Genomic DNA, 16,224 nt, shown 5'->3' with positions numbered 1-16,224 from the left:
GGTATTATACTTCCATTGAAATTCATGATATGATGGAATTGGAGGTGTATTCCAATATGATCGCTACTTTTGAGCATGTTCAAATGGTAGAAAAAGCAGAAGAATTGGCGAAAATGATTTGGCAGTCCGATCTTGCCGAAGACTATCATCGCTGTCTATATAATGTACATCAGGATAAAGAAGCACAGGAATTGATCCGTGCTTTTCAACATATGAAGGATCGTTACGAGGAAGTTCAACGCTTCGGGAAATACCATCCCGATTATCGGAAAGTGACACTCGAAACGAGGGAGCTTAAGAGAAAAGTGGATCTGCATGAGACCATCCATGCGTTCAAGCAGGCTGAGGATGCCATTCAAAAAACATTGGATGAAATCAGTGTCATGATAGGACAGTCTGTCTCTCTTAATGTGAAGGTCCCGACCGGAAATCCATTTTTCGATTCTTTATCAAGCTGCGGCGGAGGCTGTGGGTCTGGTGGAGGATGCGGGTGTAAAGCAAGCTGATCCTCAAGTTCGTACAAAAAAGAGACTAAAGGTTAGTCTCTTTTTTATGCCTTTTTTCGCAAACGGATACAATCCGCACATAGATTCCCACAACAGAACATTTTTTCCTGGGGAACAAAGAATCGATGCCGATAAACATATAGGTTATTACTTACCCGGACAAAATGTGTTTCCACGGTGACCTTTTTGCGAAACATCGCCTTTTTGGAACAAACTGCTATGATGGAAGATCCTCTTGATTCCCACTCAGACACTCTTTCTGCGGAAACATGTACATAGAGAAAAGGTATGCCGGTGATGTTTTTTCGGAAGCAACCTTCAACCAGTTCATCGCTCTTCAGTTCATCCAAAAAAGTAAACCAGATCTGTTCAAGCTCCATGCCCGGTAACCTCCTGACCTGTATGATAAGTAAAGTAATGAATTTTCACAAATATCGGGGCGTTTATGTATGTCATCTTCCATTCATACGTGCTAAAATAATAAAAAGGTCGAAAGAATATGATAATATAGGGATATTATAGATATCGGCAAGCTAGAATGATAAAAGGGGCAAAAACATATGCTGACACAAAGACAAGGCATTGTAGTGTGGCTACATTCGTTAAAGCAGGCTAAGCTGCTGCGACGTTATGGCAATGTCATTTATATATCAAAAAAATTGAAGTATGTAGTATTCTATTGTAATAGCGAAGATACCGACACTTTGGTCGAAAAGCTGAACAAACAGTCCTATGTGAAGAAAGTGGAAGTATCACACAAGCCATCAATCAAAACCCATTACGAGAATTCAAGGCCCGATAAAGCCAAGGAATATGACTATAAGATGGGACTATAAGAAAAAGCAGTACAAACTTTTGACATCAAGTTGGGTTTGTACTGCTTTTTGTCTTTAATTGCCTATTTCTCACTTGAATAAACACAAATAAATATAAATGACGCTTTATCTCAATGGCGGAATATAATGATTTAAACGCAATATCCCTATGATGTATTGATAGAATAATGCCTTTTCGGCAAAAGTGGTGGATGGCTTGATATCCATCTGGATGATTACCTTATCAAGGCTTGCAGCCATTTCTTCAAATAATGCCACCCGTTTATTTTGCAGATGATTGGGATTTGGTATCCCCTCTAAACATATGTATATCGCTTGAAAATCTCCTGGATTTGTCGGTTTCATGACTGCCGCCAGTGAAGTGACGTTTCTCCCGTCCTTTACGGTGTGGAACATCATAAGATGCTGCAGGCGTTCACTATTGCATCTTGCCAATTCCAGCAACTCATAAATATCGGAATAACCTTCCCCTAATTCAATAAATCGTTGAATCATTTTAAATCTCCTCTCAAAGAACATGTAACTATCATCATCCCGGTTTTACTTTAACACTTTCCGCATAAAAATAGAAGTACAGCCCAAAAACCATCTAAAGGGAGGAAAGCATATGCTAATGGTTTTCTTAAGTTTATTGGGTATTTTACTTGTTTTATATGCAAAAGATCATTTCTCCGTCTCTAAATCTCCCCAAGAGCACCATCAAATTCCGTTAGGGGGCATTCTCGCCACAGGAGTGGTATTCTACCTGTTGTCTAGGGGACTCATAAATGAAGAACAGCAGGTGTTGCTTGAATCGATGACCTTGGAGGAACTGGAAGGATATATTCTAAGCAATGATATTTTAACCCCTCACCAATGGGCAGATGTATGCAACACCGAGTTCGACTCATGTACTTTACTTGATTTTGACATGGATATGCCAATACTATAAAAAAAAACCCTGCAAGGATACCCATGCAGGGTCCTTCCATTCCTTGAAAAAATTCAAGGTTAAGAAGGCAAAGGGAGAGGAGAAACCGGAGGAAGAACTTATGGGGAAACGTAAGTCTTCTCCGCGGTTGGCAACAACATCACACGAATAGATGTTGTTATAGGTAAGTATGAACCAAATAAAGGAAAGCTATACACACAAGTTTCAACTATCTTCCATCTTGATAAATACTTTTGAATTTTATGTCGAATATGATAGGATATTGGTAATTGAGTTCATAGAAATAGAAGTAGTGGTGAGAAAATGAGAGTAGTATCAGGCAAGTTCAAAGGTAGACAGTTGAAAGCGGTACCAGGGATGAATACACGTCCCACTACAGATAAAGTGAAAGAATCGATATTTAATATCATCGGTCCTTATTTCGATGGAGGTTCTGCATTAGATCTATTTGGCGGGAGCGGTTCCCTTGGAATCGAAGCGCTTAGCCGAGGGATCGAAAATGTGATATTTGTTGATAAAGATGGCAAAGCAATTCAGACCATCAAACAAAATGTGGAATCGTTTGAACTGGGGTCCCAGGTGGAAATTTATCGCAACGATGCGATGAGGGCATTGAATGCGTTGAATAAAAGGGAGATTTCATTCGATTTGATCCTATTGGATCCTCCATACAAGAGGCATCATCTGGAAGATCTTATACTTAAAATCAGTGAATTCCAGTTACTGTCCAAAACTGGGCTTATCATGGCAGAGCATAGCAATGAGGTCGAATTGCCGAGCACTCTTGGAAGCTATGAACGGACAAGGCAGGAGCATTACGGGCTGACCGTGATTTCAGTATATAAATTCGCAACGGGTGATGAAGGAGGAAATTAAGGTGGCTAGTATTGCAGTTTGTCCAGGTAGCTTTGATCCGGTTACTTTTGGTCATATGGATATAATCAAAAGGGCATCCAAGGTATTTGATAAGGTATATGTATGTGTGTTGAATAATACTTCAAAGAAGCCATTGTTTACGGTGGAAGAAAGGGTGGCACTCCTTCAGGAGGTCACAAACGAATTTGGCAATGTGGAAGTGGAAGAGTTCCATGGCTTATTGATCGATTATGCACGCAGCAAGAATGCGAGCTCAATTGTCAGGGGCCTTAGGGCGGTTTCCGACTTTGAATATGAAATGCAGATCACCTCGATGAACAGGGTTCTTGATGAAAGCATTGAAACCTTGTTCATGATGACCAATAATCAATATTCATTCCTGAGTTCAAGCATTGTAAAAGAAGTGGCAAAATACAGCGGCTCCGTTTCAGAACTGGTTCCGCCTGTCGTAGAAGAAGCGTTGAAAAAGAAATTCAAAAGTAATTAAGTAATACATAAGTAAAACCAGCACCCGTCAGACATGGTGCTGGTTTTCTATTTGAGTCCAAAGGTGCATTCTAATTAAATGACACAAGAAAAGACTCATGATTTTGTACAATTGAAAAGGGTGATCAATGCAAGATCAGGTTAAGCACTAGAGCTGATAAATAGACGGAATAATTCCGCTAAATTAGTGATTACTATAAAAAAGGGTGAAATAGGCGGAGAAATTCCGCCTATTGTCTCGAAAAATTCGAAAATGGGCTATTTTGTTCTGCATAAGCGGAAAAACTACCCTTATTTTCCCCGAAACAAGCTACATTCTCTAATTAACCGGAAAAACTCCGCTTATTTTACTTTTGCTTGTTCTTCTATAAAGGACATTAAAAGATTAAAACAACTGAGTATTTTTATTCCTATTAAAGAAACTCGGTTTAGGGTTGAGAGGGAGTTGATTTTCTATTTAAGTCCTTCATCGGCAGTATTCAGGAAACTGTTTTAAGTCTTCTAGTAAGCAAGATAATTAAATACACCCATAGAACTGCCAAAGTGAATATTGGACCGTATACCTCCAAGTTTGTCATCAATTTCTCCCAAAATCCTGCTGGCAGAAATGGCGCAAAGACAGGAATATCAATGCTCGCATTTTCCAATCCGTTCAATTTTTTATCAATCGGCTTCCAAAGAAGGAAAGTGATAAGAGCGGCAAAGCATCCATGCATGATTCTGGCAATAAAGAAAGGTTTGAAGCGGATATCCGATTCAGCAAGTATGCTTGCAACCTGTGCCTGGACGGACAGGCCACTGAAGGCGAGAAAGAAGCTGGTGATGATGATCTGGTCCATCAAGGAAACATGCATCACTTCACTGGTCAATTTACCACCTAAAGTTATCTCGAAAATACCTGATATCAAAGGTATGCTCAGTTCAGTTGAAATCTGGAAAAGGGGGAGGAGGAGTCCGAGCAGACTTGCCAGCAGTGCAGTTACCCCAATCAGTGCCAACATACTGTTCAGTACAGAAAAAAGTATGAGGAATCCTCCCACCATCAACAAGGTTTGGACAGAAGACAATACTGCATCCCCCAGCAATTTCCCTAGCGGCTTTTGATTTTTAAGGCGTGTCTGATGAAGCTCGCTGAATGCTTTTCTCAAGGATATTCCCTTAAAGGCGGAATGGCGCTCCATTTTTTTACCTTTATAATAAGGTCCATGAAACCGCATCACCAAGCCTACACATATGTTTCCTAGATAATGGGCCAAGGCAAGAATGATCCCCACCTTTGCGTTATGGAAAAATCCGACTGCAATTGCGCCGAATATAAAAAGCGGATTGGATGAATTTGTAAAAGAGACAAGTCTCTCTGCTTCATAAGCGGTTATCTGGTTATCCTTCCTGAGTCTTACGGTAAGCTTTGCACCCGATGGATAGCCTGAGGCCATACCCATTGCCCAAACGAATCCCCCCACGCCTGGTACCCGGAACAATGGTCGCATCAAAGGCTCCAGCAAAACACCAATAAAGGCGACAACCCCAAATCCGATCAAAAGTTCACTGATAATCAAAAATGGTAAAAGGGAAGGAAAGACAATTTCCCACCACATTTTCAATCCCCGCAAGCTTGCTTCGAATGAAGCCTGGGGATTAAGTATAAGCGATAGTGCTAGTAGGGAAATAATAAAAGCAAAGAATAAAGTTTTCATTTTGGAATAGCTCACTCATTCAACCTCCTAGCGCCCTCCGCTTTTCTTTTTAGTACAAGAATGATTGGGTTTTTGTTAGAATATTAATAATTACCTTTGAATGGTTTGGTGGTTTGTCCATCTTACCTTTCAATATACGTGGGAAGGGTAGGGATTTAGAACAGAAAATGACCCAAGTCTCTACAGTTTGCTCACCAATAAAATTAAGAAGCGTACAATGTATAAGAAGAAAATAGAAGGTTTAATAGGCTTTTAGGTGGCTGTTAAAGCTTGGGGTGATGTGTATGGAACCTAAAATCGGAGTGGCACTGGGGTCTGGTGGTGCAAGGGGTTTTGCCCATCTTGGTGTGCTGAAGGTGTTGCAGGAAGAGAATATCCCGGTCGATCTGATTGCCGGGAGCAGTATGGGGGCATTAGTCGGCAGTTTCTTTGCGATGGGACATGATATGGACCGTTTATATAAAATTGCAACTGCATTCAAACGGAAGTATTATCTGGACTTTACTGTCCCGAAGATGGGCTTTATCAGCGGGAACAGAGTGAAGGACCTGTTCAGGATGTTCACCCAGAATAAAAATATCGAAGACCTTGCCATACCGCTTAGCATCGTTACTACAGATCTGGAGAAGGCAGAAAAGGTTGTCTTGACAACAGGATCCATTGCCGATGCAGTCAGGGCAAGCATTTCCATTCCGGGGATTTTTGTGCCTGAGAAGCTGAATGGCCGACTCTTGGTGGATGGAGGGGTGGTTGACCGTGTACCCGTCAGCGTGGCAAAAGGGATGGGGGCAGACCTGGTCATTGCCATCGATGTCTCCCATGTAAAAACGAACGAGCCGGTGGACTCGATTTTCGATGTGATCCTTCAGACGATCGATATCATGCAAAATGAACTGGTGAAACGAAGCGAACTTGAGTCAGATATCATGATACGGCCCCCTGTGGCACACTATAGTTCACGTGCGTTCACCAATATAGAGGAAATTATCCGGATAGGGGAAGAAGAGACCAAAAGGCATATTCCTCTCATTCGAAAGAGGATTGAGGAGTGGAAGGGGAAAAATCAGAATGAAGAGTAAAATGTATAGGAATTCCTTGATAATCGGGGTCATTATTGCGGTGGTATTGAATTTTGTCACTTTGCCATATTATGTGACGAGGCCGGGATCAGCAGAAGAATTGGCACCACTGGTATCTGTAGATGGGGGAGATAAGGATGATGCCGGGAGCTTTATGCTGACAACGGTAAAAATGGGGAAAGCGAATGTCTTCACCTATGCCTTTGCTAAATTCAGCGATTACCAACATATCTATCCAATCAATCAGATCCGCAGGGAAGATGAATCAGATGAGGAATACAATTACCGCCAGCTCCATATGATGGAAAACTCCAAAGAGACGGCCATCAAGGTTGCCTATGCGAAAGCAGAAAAGGATGTAGAGCTGATTTCAAGAGGGGTGTATGTTTTTTCTGTGCTTGAAGGAATGCCTGCTGAAGGCAAATTGGCAATCGGGGACAGAATCACCCATATCAACGGGGAGAAAACACCGACATCAGAAGTTTTCATGGAAAAGGTAAGTGCCAAAAAGATCGGTGAAACAATTGAAGTTACATATGAGCGTCAGAAGAAAGAGGAAACTACGAGCATCAAATTGGCAGAACATCCTGAAAAAGAAGGCAGTCCAGGTATAGGGATCAGCTTGTTGACTGATTATGAAATTACAACCGATCCTGAAATCACCATCGATACAGCCCAGATCGGAGGTCCATCCGCAGGCCTGATGTTTACACTTGAGGTATATAATCAGCTGGTGGAGGAAGATATCTCAAAAGGCTATAATATTGCGGGAACTGGTGCCATCAACGAAAAAGGTGAAGTATTGCGCATCGGTGGCATCTCACAAAAAATAGTCGCGGCCGATAACGCGGGTGTGGATATTTTCTTCGCTCCCAACGAAAACGGGGCTGGAAATTCCAATTACGAAGAAGCGCTTGTCGCTGCAAAAGACATCAAGACGAAAATGAAAATTGTTCCGGTCAATACTTTTGATGATGCAATCGCATATCTTGAAAAGCTTAAGGAAAAATAAAGACATCGCCCATCTTTAACTCTTAGATGGGCGATGTCTTTTTGCTTAAATGAATGTGTTTGTTTCTTCGTTATATCTAATAGGCGGCTTTGAATACTCCAGTCCCATCCATTCGCTGCGGGCAGGTTCAGGGAATTTCATGGCATAAGTGCAGGTGGCCCTGATATCCATATTCAGCATATTGCTTTCCATAGCTGTAACCTTGGACAATAAAGGTATATCAGTGTCTTTTTTCACTTGCTTCAAGTAACTTTGCCCTTTCTTTGACATCCCAAGCAATCGTATGTACTCACTCTTTTTGGTTGATGTAATTCGCTGCATCATCTCTTTTTTGGTGTTTGTCAAAAGATGGGTGCACATCCTTTGCAATCTCGTCCAAGTGTATCGCTTCGTCTTAAGTCTAGTCATGAACTCATCAAAGCTGTGGCTTTCCTTCATGGTCTGTTGCAGCCTGTGCTCAAGTCCCTCCTCCACCTCATAGATCTCGGCAAGCTCAGAAGGGGTGCTGCAAAGTATACGGTACTTCAGAAAAGGGAAATAATCCTCCCATCGATGAAAGCCGCCAGCCTGACGCTGATAATGTGCAAGAGACTGATAGGTGCCTTCTGGAACATACTGTTGTACATTTTCGATCTGGCCGCCATGATTAAATAAAGCCCTGCGGATACTTGTGGCACTGGCTATGGTAGTAGTGTTGAAATCGGGATCATGGTAGCCTGCACTTGTCCGTTCAATGGTGAAAGCCTTCATAGGGCTATTTTGTTCACCAATCGACTTTACATAATGATAGCCAAGAATATTATTTGGCTGTGTCAGATCAAGGACCCTGTCATTTTTGGTGATCTCAGTAAATGCCATGGAGGACGCTTTCGGGAAACTGTAGCCCTCCTGACTGTAAGACTGCACCCTGAGGTCGTACTCCTCTTTTTTTGAATCCATGATGGCCAAAGTCCGCTCAAAGTCGTGGATGTTTCCTTGTTCGCTTCCGAAACAGACGGTATCACAATGCAGGCTTGATAAAATGGAAATAGATCCACTCGCAAATATCTCCGCTTTTTGGGTGGCAAAAGCATAGGGTAATTCCACGACAATATCGATACCGTTCAGCAGCGCCATTTTTGTCCTGGTCCATTTTGAAACGAGGGCAGGCTCTCCGCGTTGCAGGAATTGGCCGCTCATTACAGCGATTACAACATCGGCCCCGGTTGTTATCTTTGATTGTTCAAGGTGGAATTTATGTCCGTTGTGAAAAGGGTTGTATTCAACAATTACGCCTAAAGATTTCATATTCAGACCCCTTATGGCAGACAAATATGTAGAGATGCATATTGTCTGATGGTAATATTAATTACTCGGTTATTTTTCAGCTATTTTTGTTAAGTACTTGTTCAAATCATGGGATTATGTCTATAATTATAGTGTAAAGAAAAAATATTGACAAATAATCTTGTGAAAGCTATAATTACTTTTGTTGCCTTGAGGTGAATATCTTGTTGAAATGGACATTATTCCAGTTAAATCAGTTACAACATAAAGGTTTAGAAATCGATGAAACAGTTGATGTAAGTGAAATTACGACACATAGTGATATTCGATCTATTGAAGCCGTTCACGTAACTGGTAGAGCTGATTTAAGTTCGAAAAAAGCTACGTTTCATTTAACTGTGGAAGGTAGAATGGTTTTACCATGTTCACGTACATTGGTTGATGTGGACTATCCTTTTACGATAAAAACAACTGAAACTTATCTTTTTCAGCCTGCCGAGTATGAAAGTGATGAAGAAGAGCTGCACACGGTTGAAGGTGATGTTGTCGACCTGATGCCAATCATCAAGGAGGCAATCATCCTCGAAGTGCCGATGCAGATTTTCTCAGACTCTCCCGATAAGGAAGAGGCTGCTCCCCAATCGGGTAAAGACTGGGGCGTCATTACAGACGAGGATCAAGAGAAAAAGGTTGATCCAAGGCTTGCAGGACTGGCTAAGTTTTTTGAGAAAGACCAAGAGTAGAAATTACGCTTGTAATGGATGCTCGTTTTTAAGGAGGTGGGAAGAATGGCTGTACCTTTCAGAAGAACGTCTAAAACTGTAAAAAGAAAGCGTCGTACACACTTTAAACTACAAGTTCCTGGTATGGTAGAATGCCCAAGCTGCGGTGAACAGAAATTATCACACCGTGTATGCCCGGCATGTGGTACTTACAAAGGGAAAGAAGTAGTAAATAAATAATGAAAAAAGCACAGGGACCGTCCCTTGTGCTTTTTTTATTTGTTTTAATCATTTTGTAATACAACAATCAAAAAATCAGTTATGATGAAAATATTAACCCGATAAAGGAGCATATTCTTTCATGCAAACTTCAAAAACGGAAAGCTACATAGATGAACACAGGCTATTCTGGTTCCGGATCAACAGGCCTGAGAAAAGAAATGCGATCGACTATGATGTGATGAACGATCTGGAGCATGCATTGGGTGAGGCACAAGCAAATCCCTTGGTCCGCGCATTCATCATCACAGGTGCCGGCGAGCAATCGTTCTGTTCCGGGGGAGATTTATCTGTCTTCCATTCCTTGTACACGAAAGAGGATGCATATGCCATGCTCTCTAGAATGGGCGCAATCCTCTTTAAGCTGATGACACTTCCACTCCCGACATACGCACTGATCAATGGGACCGCCATAGGAGGCGGATGTGAAATTGCTTCAGCCTGTGATCAAAGGTGGGCAATGCCTCACGCAAGGATGGGTTTTGTGCAAGGTGATTTAGGTATAACCACAGGCTGGGGAGGGGCGAGCATGCTTTTTGAAAAGGTCCCTTCACCTCAGGCGCTGCAGATGTTGAACTCGGCCAACATCTATACAGCAGTAGAAGCGGAGCGGTTAGGTTTCATTCAAAAGGTCTTAGAGAAAAGTGAAGTGGGGAGCATGGTGGTAGAATCCCTTGTCGAGTCATCTGCTGTGCTTAGAAGCTATAAACAGGCACTAATAACCAAATGGGAACAGACAAACCTGAAAGAGAGAATGCTAGCGGAAATAGAGCAATGTGCCTATCTATGGGAACAGGATGAACATCATATGGCTGTGGCAAGATTCCTTCAAAGTAAGAAAAAATAAGGGGACACTTCATTTTGGTGCTTCATTTAGTCTATCTTTTCTACTACACGCATATGTATAGGATAAAAAAGTGTGTGAGGGGGATAGCGCCTATGTCTACTGTTCGTCAAGATGCATGGACTCAAGATGAAGATCTTTTGTTGGCGGAAGTGGTGTTACGATATATAAGAGATGGGGGCACACAGCTTACTGCGTTCGAGGAAGTGGGAAAAAAACTATCGAGGACGTCTGCCGCATGTGGCTTCAGGTGGAATTCATATGTAAGAAAGCAATATAAATCAGGTATCGAACTTGCCAAAAAGCAGCGGAAAGAAATCAAAAGGGAACATGCTGCAAAATCAGCAGATCCTGAAATACCGGAATTCAACAGCATAAATGAAAAATTGTATGTATCAGACAACATGACCATTTCTGCGGTAATAAGCTATCTGAACCATCTGGAGCAATTGGAGAATGAGTACACGAAACTAAAAGACGAAAACCTTCAGCTTAAAAGGAAGGTGGAAAAGCTTGAAGGGGAAGTGCAGCTGCTGGGGCAAGCGAAATTGGAGCTTGAAACTTCGATGAATCTTGTAGAAGAAGACTATCGTGCACTGATTGAAATAATGGAGCGGGCAAGAAAGATGGTCGTGCTCCAGGACGATGAGAAGAATAAAAAGGTGAAGTTTCAAATGGATCGCAACGGAAATTTGGAAAGAGTGGAAAAATAGGATTGCATCATCACGTGGCCACCTAGCAGCTGGGTGGTTTTTTTATTGGATCAAAACCTCCTTCTTCCAGATATTAGTGGTATAATAGAGGCATACAACAAAAAGCGAGGTTTACCTTATGCCTAGCAAAAACGTACAGCATATCCAACCAGTACTTTTATTTGATGGAGTTTGCAATATGTGCAATTCCCTTGTTATTTTTGTGATCAGAAATGATAAAAAGGGAAGATTCAAGTTTGCCTCTTTACAATCCGAGCAGGGCCAATTACTATTAAAAAGCCTTTCCCTGCCCTCTGATGATTTCGATACCTTCTATCTGATCGAGGGTAATAGAAGGTTCACAAGATCATCGGCTGGATTAAAAGTGCTTAAAGGACTGGATGGGCCATGGAAGCTGCTTTATCCACTCATACTCGTTCCTAAGCCAATAAGAGATTCAGTTTATAGATATGTGGCTAAAAATCGTTACAGATGGTTTGGAAAAAAGGATGAATGCATGCTGCCAAGCCCCGAGATGAAAAAAAGATTTCTATAATAGAAAAGGGAAATTGCATACCGGCAATTTCCCTTTTGTTCATTCTGCAGATTCAATAGTCCCGCTTTGGGTTCTTTCCTGTGCGGATACACCTTCCGGATACCATACCAATGGGTTTTCCCCCAAATCGCGCTCCACGTCATAGTTGACAGAAGTGAATCCCATTCGATTCCAGAAGTCTGCCGATTTTACACGTGGATTCGTTTTAATCGGTAAACCGAAACCTTTCGCGAATTCAACAAGTTCTTTTCCAAAGCCTTTTCTTTGATAGGCGGACAATACTTCGAGTTTCCATAGCTCGAGATAGTCCTGAGCTGGTTCGAAGTATTTATCCAATTCCTTGGACACTCTGTAAAGGCTCATTCTGGCGACTAATTTTTCCCCGAAGTAAATTCCGTAGAACGGTGACTCGCTATCATTTTCAATCATATTTGCCTGTAGGTCTTCGAGCATGGAAAGCTCCTGAATGCCATACTCACGGAACTGCTTGAATTCTTCCAGGGTTTTATAGTTAATCGATAGTTTTTTTACAGTCATGCGATTTTCCCCCTCAAGTCTCTCTGGTCAACTGCTGCATATGAAGCGCTTTCCTTTTATCTTATTAAGCGGAAAGCATTAATTTAATATTAATTATATAACAAAATAACAAAAAATTCTGCAATAATTTTAGAAAGCGCTTGCAATTTTAGAAGGAATTGAAGGGATTATGTAGAATTAATAGTATGTTAGAGGATTTTTTGCTTAGTATTCAGGAAATTTCTAGTGAAGGGAGACAGCTCTATGCAAAAGATACTTATTGCCAATCGGGGAGAAATAGCGGAACGGATCATCCGCACATGCAATCGGTTGGGCATTGAAACTGTTGCAGTTTATTCAGAGGCTGATAAAGACATGCCTTATGTCCATTCAGCAACTATTGCAAGACATATAGGTGAAGCCCCACCCCAGAAATCCTATTTGAATGTGGACCTGTTGATTGAGATTGCAAAAGAAGAAAAAGTGGATGCCGTACATCCTGGATATGGATTTTTATCGGAAAACGGTGAATTCAGTGAGAGGCTCCAAGAAGAAGGGCTAACGTTCATCGGTCCGTCTGTCGATGTAATCAAACTGATGGGGGATAAGCTCTCTTCAAGAAGAACGATGATCGAAGCAGGGGTTCCTGTCGTGCCAGGGTCCGAACAACCGGTGGAAAGCCTGGAAGAGGCGTGCCGGTTGGCAATGGAGATGGGCTATCCTGTCATGCTTAAAGCAAGCGGTGGCGGTGGAGGCATTGGGATGCACCGATGTGAAACCCAACAGGATATCGAGAATACTTATGAACAGACAAAGAAAAGAGCAAAAGCATATTTTAAGAATGAAGATATGTTTATTGAAAAATACGTAGGGAACGCAAGACACATTGAAGTGCAGGTCTTTGGCGACAGTCAAGGGAATGTTGTACATATGTTTGAAAGAAATTGCTCTGTACAGCGCCGCAACCAGAAAGTGATCGAAGAGGCGCAAAGTCCTGCAATCAGTGATAGCGCAAGGATGAGAATATGTGAGGCGGCAGTTTTGGCAGCCAAGCATGTGAATTACTGCAATGCGGGTACAGTGGAATTCATTATGGATGAGAATGAGAATTTCTATTTCCTTGAAATGAATACAAGATTACAGGTGGAACACCCGATTACTGAATCGATAACAGGACTTGATCTGGTCGAATGGCAGCTTCTGGTTGCTTCCGGGAACCCCCTTCCCCTAAAACAGGAGGAAATTACAAGTAAAGGCCATTCCATCGAATTCAGGCTCTATGCTGAGGATCCAGTCACATTCTTTCCTTCGCCTGGCCTGATAAAAAAATGGCATATGCCCATACAGGAAGGTATCAGGATAGATAGCGGTTACGGCCCTGACCTGAAAGTTACGCCTTTTTATGATCCGATGATAGCGAAAATCATCATAAGTGCACAATCAAGGGAAAAAGCCATCGAGCGTGCGAAGGAATATCTGGAACAAGTGGAAGTGGAAGGGATTAAGACCAACCTGCCGTTTTTAAGGCATGCCCTTAACACGGATGAATTCATTCAAGGGAATTACCATACCGGCTTTATCCAATCCATGAAGCCGATTGCAAACTGAGGTTTGCACATACATCATGAATCATAGGAGGAAATCACAATGAAGAAAATCGAAGCATCAATGGCAGGGACTATTTGGAAGATTTTAGTTGAGGTAGGGGATGAAGTCACGGCAGGTCAAACTGTCATCATCCTTGAAAGCATGAAGATGGAAATCCCATTAGAGGCAGCAGTAGATGGGAAGGTTGCATCCATTAACGCTGCAGAAGGTGATTTTGTAAATGACGGAGATGTTCTTCTCGAGCTTGAATAGACGATGAAGTCAACTAAGAGGGAGGGCCCTAAATGTTAAAAACAAGCGATTTGGACCAACAGTATCAAGAAAATGTAGATAAGATCAAAAGTGGTGGAAGTGAAAAATACCACGAAAAGCTGAAAGAACAAAACAAATTGTTCGTTAGGGACCGTTTGGCACTGCTGTTTGATAACGGGCAATATGAAGAAGATGGGATTTTTGCAAACAACCAAGCAAAAGGACTCCCTGCTGATGGTGTCGTTACGGCGATAGGGAAGATACATGGTCAAACTGTATGTGTCATGGCTAACGACTCAACCGTAAAAGCAGGCTCCTGGGGTGCAAGGACAGTCGAAAAGATCATCAGAATCCAGGAAACTGCTGAAAAGCTGATGGTACCCATCCTTTACCTGGTAGACTCTGCCGGTGCGAGAATAACAGATCAGTTGGATATGTTCCCGAACAGGCGTGGTGCAGGGAAGATTTTTTATAATCAGGTGAAGCTTTCCGGTATGGTACCACAAGTATGTCTTTTGTTTGGACCATCCGCTGCAGGCGGTGCCTATATTCCGGCATTCTGCGACATTGTCGTGATGGTGGACGGAAATGCATCCATGTATCTCGGATCACCGAGAATGGCCGAAAAGGTTATCGGAGAGAAGGTAACCTTAGAGGAAATGGGCGGAGCAAGGATGCACTGTTCGGTGAGCGGCTGCGGAGATGTGCTTGCTTCTACCGAAGAGGAAGCAATCGGCATGGCCCGTCGATATATGACTTATTTTCCAAGCAGCTATCAAGCGAAAACTGCCGAGGTCGACCCTGTGACTCCGAAAGAAGGGAGAAACCTGGCTGACATAATCCCGGTAAACCAGAATGCCCCTTTTGATATGTATGAGGCGATAGATCAATTAATAGATGCGGACAGTTTTTTTGAAATCAAGAGGTTATTTGCGCCAGAATTGATCACCGGTTTGGCTAGGATCGATGGTAAAGTGGTCGGTATCATCGCCAATCAACCAAAAGTGAAAGGTGGAGTCCTTTTTGTGGATTCTGCAGATAAAGGAGCAAAGTTTATCCAGCTTTGTGATGCCTACCATATTCCATTGCTGTTCCTTGCCGATGTTCCAGGATTTATGATCGGCACGAAAGTGGAACGCGCGGGTATCATCCGTCATGGTGCAAAATTAATTGCAGCGATGAGTTCTGCAACCGTCCCTAAAATTTCCGTTGTGGTCAGAAAAGCATATGGTGCGGGGTTATATGCAATGGCAGGTCCGGCTTTTGAACCGGATTGCTGCATCGCACTTCCAACTGCCCAAATTGCGGTCATGGGGCCGGAAGCGGCGGTCAATGCTGTCTATTCCAATAAAATCAATGAGATTGAAGATCCTAAAGAGCGACTGGCTTATGTTCAGGAAAAGCATCAGGAATATAAAGAGCATATTGATATCTATAAACTTGCGTCCGAATTGATTGTTGACGATATCGTACCAGCCAAAGATCTTCGAAATGTACTGATCAGCCGATTCCATTATTATTCAAGCAAGCAAATGACCTTCAGTCATAGGAAGCACCCAGTATATCCAGTATAAGTTTCAAAGAGGGCTTTCTCATATCAACATGAGAAAGCCCTTTTTTTCAATGACTCTTTTCGCATTCATTGTTGCTATAGTGATAAAATGTAAGCTCCAAATGTAGCCCGTTGATTTCCGCTCCGAACACTTGCTTTCCGCGGGGACGGATGGGAGCCTCCTCGGCTTTGCCTGTGGGGTCTCCCATGCCCTCTACTTTCCCGCAGGAGTCAAGTGTCCTCCGCTCTAATCAACTCAGTATTTTAACACTATTTGCTCTACTGTATGAAAAAATAAAACAAATTTCCCCAACTTCAGGAAAGTAAATTTTATACTACTATTCACCCCTGTTGGTTGGAGTGCAAGGTGTGAGACTCCTGCGGGAGCAGCGTGTCAAGGGAGACTCCACAGGCGCAAATGTACTGGACCCTTTAAACTGGACACTTATATTCTAAGCTGCTTGCTCAAAACTAGCTCGATAAGCTATCGGACTTTTACGCTTTAATCTGGATT

At 42.4% G+C, this 16,224-nt stretch carries 20 protein-coding genes; 15 read left to right on the top strand and 5 right to left on the bottom strand.

Annotation, left to right across the window (positions count from 1 at the left end; translation table 11 throughout):
* The first annotated feature begins 56 nt into the window (after nucleotides 1-56).
* On the top strand, nucleotides 57-506 hold the full coding sequence (locus tag JOC95_RS17545) for a YlbF/YmcA family competence regulator (protein ID WP_204418489.1): 450 nt from the start codon (nucleotides 57-59) through the stop codon (nucleotides 504-506).
* 44 nt (nucleotides 507-550) lie between these two features.
* On the opposite strand, the gene JOC95_RS17540 is transcribed toward JOC95_RS17545, so the two are convergent.
* Nucleotides 551-886 carry a hypothetical protein gene (locus JOC95_RS17540; protein ID WP_204418488.1) on the bottom strand — a complete coding sequence of 112 codons (336 nt, stop codon included), beginning with the start codon at nucleotides 884-886 and terminating at the stop codon, nucleotides 551-553.
* A 180-nt stretch (nucleotides 887-1,066) separates the two neighbouring features.
* Here JOC95_RS17540 and JOC95_RS17535 point away from each other — a divergent pair, with 180 nt between their 5' ends.
* Nucleotides 1,067-1,342 carry a YlbG family protein gene (locus JOC95_RS17535; protein ID WP_204418487.1) on the top strand — a complete coding sequence of 92 codons (276 nt, stop codon included), beginning with the start codon at nucleotides 1,067-1,069 and terminating at the stop codon, nucleotides 1,340-1,342.
* Nucleotides 1,343-1,447: 105 nt separating this feature from the next.
* Here the strand turns inward: JOC95_RS17535 and JOC95_RS17530 are convergent, their stop codons facing one another.
* The gene (locus JOC95_RS17530; RefSeq protein ID WP_204418486.1) at nucleotides 1,448-1,837 is read right to left on the bottom strand and encodes a DUF7147 family protein; all 390 of its coding nucleotides are present in this window, start codon (nucleotides 1,835-1,837) and stop codon (nucleotides 1,448-1,450) included.
* A 112-nt stretch (nucleotides 1,838-1,949) separates the two neighbouring features.
* Here JOC95_RS17530 and JOC95_RS17525 point away from each other — a divergent pair, with 112 nt between their 5' ends.
* The 3 genes from JOC95_RS17525 to coaD all read left to right on the top strand — a co-directional run bounded on the left by JOC95_RS17525 (nucleotide 1,950) and on the right by coaD (nucleotide 3,636).
* Nucleotides 1,950-2,273, top strand: a complete 324-nt coding sequence (locus JOC95_RS17525; RefSeq protein ID WP_204418485.1) for a hypothetical protein — start codon at nucleotides 1,950-1,952, stop codon at nucleotides 2,271-2,273.
* 303 nt (nucleotides 2,274-2,576) lie between these two features.
* Nucleotides 2,577-3,149: a 16S rRNA (guanine(966)-N(2))-methyltransferase RsmD gene (gene rsmD / locus JOC95_RS17520; RefSeq protein WP_204418484.1), complete on the top strand. Its 573-nt coding sequence runs from the start codon at nucleotides 2,577-2,579 to the stop codon at nucleotides 3,147-3,149.
* Nucleotide 3,150: 1 nt separating this feature from the next.
* Nucleotides 3,151-3,636 carry a pantetheine-phosphate adenylyltransferase gene (gene coaD, locus JOC95_RS17515; RefSeq protein ID WP_204418483.1) on the top strand — a complete coding sequence of 162 codons (486 nt, stop codon included), beginning with the start codon at nucleotides 3,151-3,153 and terminating at the stop codon, nucleotides 3,634-3,636.
* A 478-nt stretch (nucleotides 3,637-4,114) separates the two neighbouring features.
* On the opposite strand, the gene ylbJ is transcribed toward coaD, so the two are convergent.
* Nucleotides 4,115-5,347: a sporulation integral membrane protein YlbJ gene (gene ylbJ, locus JOC95_RS17510; protein ID WP_338083116.1), complete on the bottom strand. Its 1,233-nt coding sequence runs from the start codon at nucleotides 5,345-5,347 to the stop codon at nucleotides 4,115-4,117.
* Nucleotides 5,348-5,616: 269 nt separating this feature from the next.
* Between ylbJ and JOC95_RS17505 the strand changes: the two genes are divergently transcribed.
* Together JOC95_RS17505 and JOC95_RS17500 are read left to right on the top strand one after the other, a co-directional pair.
* Nucleotides 5,617-6,411 (top strand): patatin-like phospholipase family protein, encoded by a 795-nt coding sequence (locus JOC95_RS17505; RefSeq protein ID WP_204418482.1) that lies wholly within the window; start codon nucleotides 5,617-5,619, stop codon nucleotides 6,409-6,411.
* Nucleotides 6,401-7,423, top strand: coding sequence for a SepM family pheromone-processing serine protease (locus tag JOC95_RS17500; protein WP_204418481.1), 1,023 nt, complete (start codon nucleotides 6,401-6,403; stop codon nucleotides 7,421-7,423). The genes JOC95_RS17505 and JOC95_RS17500 overlap by 11 nt, the downstream gene beginning before the upstream one ends.
* 45 nt (nucleotides 7,424-7,468) lie before the next feature.
* On the opposite strand, the gene JOC95_RS17495 is transcribed toward JOC95_RS17500, so the two are convergent.
* A complete protein-coding gene (locus JOC95_RS17495; protein WP_204418480.1) occupies nucleotides 7,469-8,710 on the bottom strand; it encodes a nucleotidyltransferase in 1,242 nt (413 codons plus the stop codon).
* Between the two features lie 206 nt (nucleotides 8,711-8,916).
* Here JOC95_RS17495 and JOC95_RS17490 point away from each other — a divergent pair, with 206 nt between their 5' ends.
* The 5 genes from JOC95_RS17490 to JOC95_RS17470 all read left to right on the top strand — a co-directional run bounded on the left by JOC95_RS17490 (nucleotide 8,917) and on the right by JOC95_RS17470 (nucleotide 11,782).
* Nucleotides 8,917-9,432, top strand: coding sequence for a YceD family protein (locus JOC95_RS17490; protein WP_204418479.1), 516 nt, complete (start codon nucleotides 8,917-8,919; stop codon nucleotides 9,430-9,432).
* Between the two features lie 45 nt (nucleotides 9,433-9,477).
* Nucleotides 9,478-9,651: a 50S ribosomal protein L32 gene (rpmF, locus tag JOC95_RS17485; RefSeq protein ID WP_010193033.1), complete on the top strand. Its 174-nt coding sequence runs from the start codon at nucleotides 9,478-9,480 to the stop codon at nucleotides 9,649-9,651.
* Between the two features lie 121 nt (nucleotides 9,652-9,772).
* Nucleotides 9,773-10,537 carry an enoyl-CoA hydratase/isomerase family protein gene (locus tag JOC95_RS17480; RefSeq protein ID WP_204418478.1) on the top strand — a complete coding sequence of 255 codons (765 nt, stop codon included), beginning with the start codon at nucleotides 9,773-9,775 and terminating at the stop codon, nucleotides 10,535-10,537.
* A gap of 92 nt (nucleotides 10,538-10,629) precedes the next feature.
* Nucleotides 10,630-11,247, top strand: coding sequence for an RsfA family transcriptional regulator (locus JOC95_RS17475; protein WP_204418477.1), 618 nt, complete (start codon nucleotides 10,630-10,632; stop codon nucleotides 11,245-11,247).
* Between the two features lie 118 nt (nucleotides 11,248-11,365).
* The gene (locus JOC95_RS17470) at nucleotides 11,366-11,782 is read left to right on the top strand and encodes a thiol-disulfide oxidoreductase DCC family protein (RefSeq protein ID WP_204418476.1); all 417 of its coding nucleotides are present in this window, start codon (nucleotides 11,366-11,368) and stop codon (nucleotides 11,780-11,782) included.
* A gap of 39 nt (nucleotides 11,783-11,821) precedes the next feature.
* Here the strand turns inward: JOC95_RS17470 and JOC95_RS17465 are convergent, their stop codons facing one another.
* Nucleotides 11,822-12,319, bottom strand: a complete 498-nt coding sequence (locus JOC95_RS17465; RefSeq protein ID WP_204418475.1) for an N-acetyltransferase — start codon at nucleotides 12,317-12,319, stop codon at nucleotides 11,822-11,824.
* 243 nt (nucleotides 12,320-12,562) lie between these two features.
* On the opposite strand from JOC95_RS17465, the gene JOC95_RS17460 reads away from it, so the two are divergent.
* The 3 genes from JOC95_RS17460 to JOC95_RS17450 are packed head-to-tail and all read left to right on the top strand — an operon-like array spanning nucleotide 12,563 to nucleotide 15,732.
* Nucleotides 12,563-13,906: an acetyl-CoA carboxylase biotin carboxylase subunit gene (locus JOC95_RS17460; RefSeq protein ID WP_204418474.1), complete on the top strand. Its 1,344-nt coding sequence runs from the start codon at nucleotides 12,563-12,565 to the stop codon at nucleotides 13,904-13,906.
* 39 nt (nucleotides 13,907-13,945) lie between these two features.
* Nucleotides 13,946-14,158: an acetyl-CoA carboxylase biotin carboxyl carrier protein subunit gene (locus JOC95_RS17455; protein WP_204418473.1), complete on the top strand. Its 213-nt coding sequence runs from the start codon at nucleotides 13,946-13,948 to the stop codon at nucleotides 14,156-14,158.
* Nucleotides 14,159-14,190: 32 nt separating this feature from the next.
* On the top strand, nucleotides 14,191-15,732 hold the full coding sequence (locus tag JOC95_RS17450; protein ID WP_204418472.1) for an acyl-CoA carboxylase subunit beta: 1,542 nt from the start codon (nucleotides 14,191-14,193) through the stop codon (nucleotides 15,730-15,732).
* Nucleotides 15,733-16,224 lie beyond the last annotated feature (492 nt).

The organism is Sutcliffiella tianshenii, from assembly GCF_016908565.1.
Classification (GTDB): Bacteria; Bacillota; Bacilli; order Bacillales; family Bacillaceae_I; genus Sutcliffiella_A; species Sutcliffiella_A tianshenii.
Note: the sequence above shows the minus strand (reverse complement) of the source record. Positions and strands in the feature narration are given on the sequence as shown.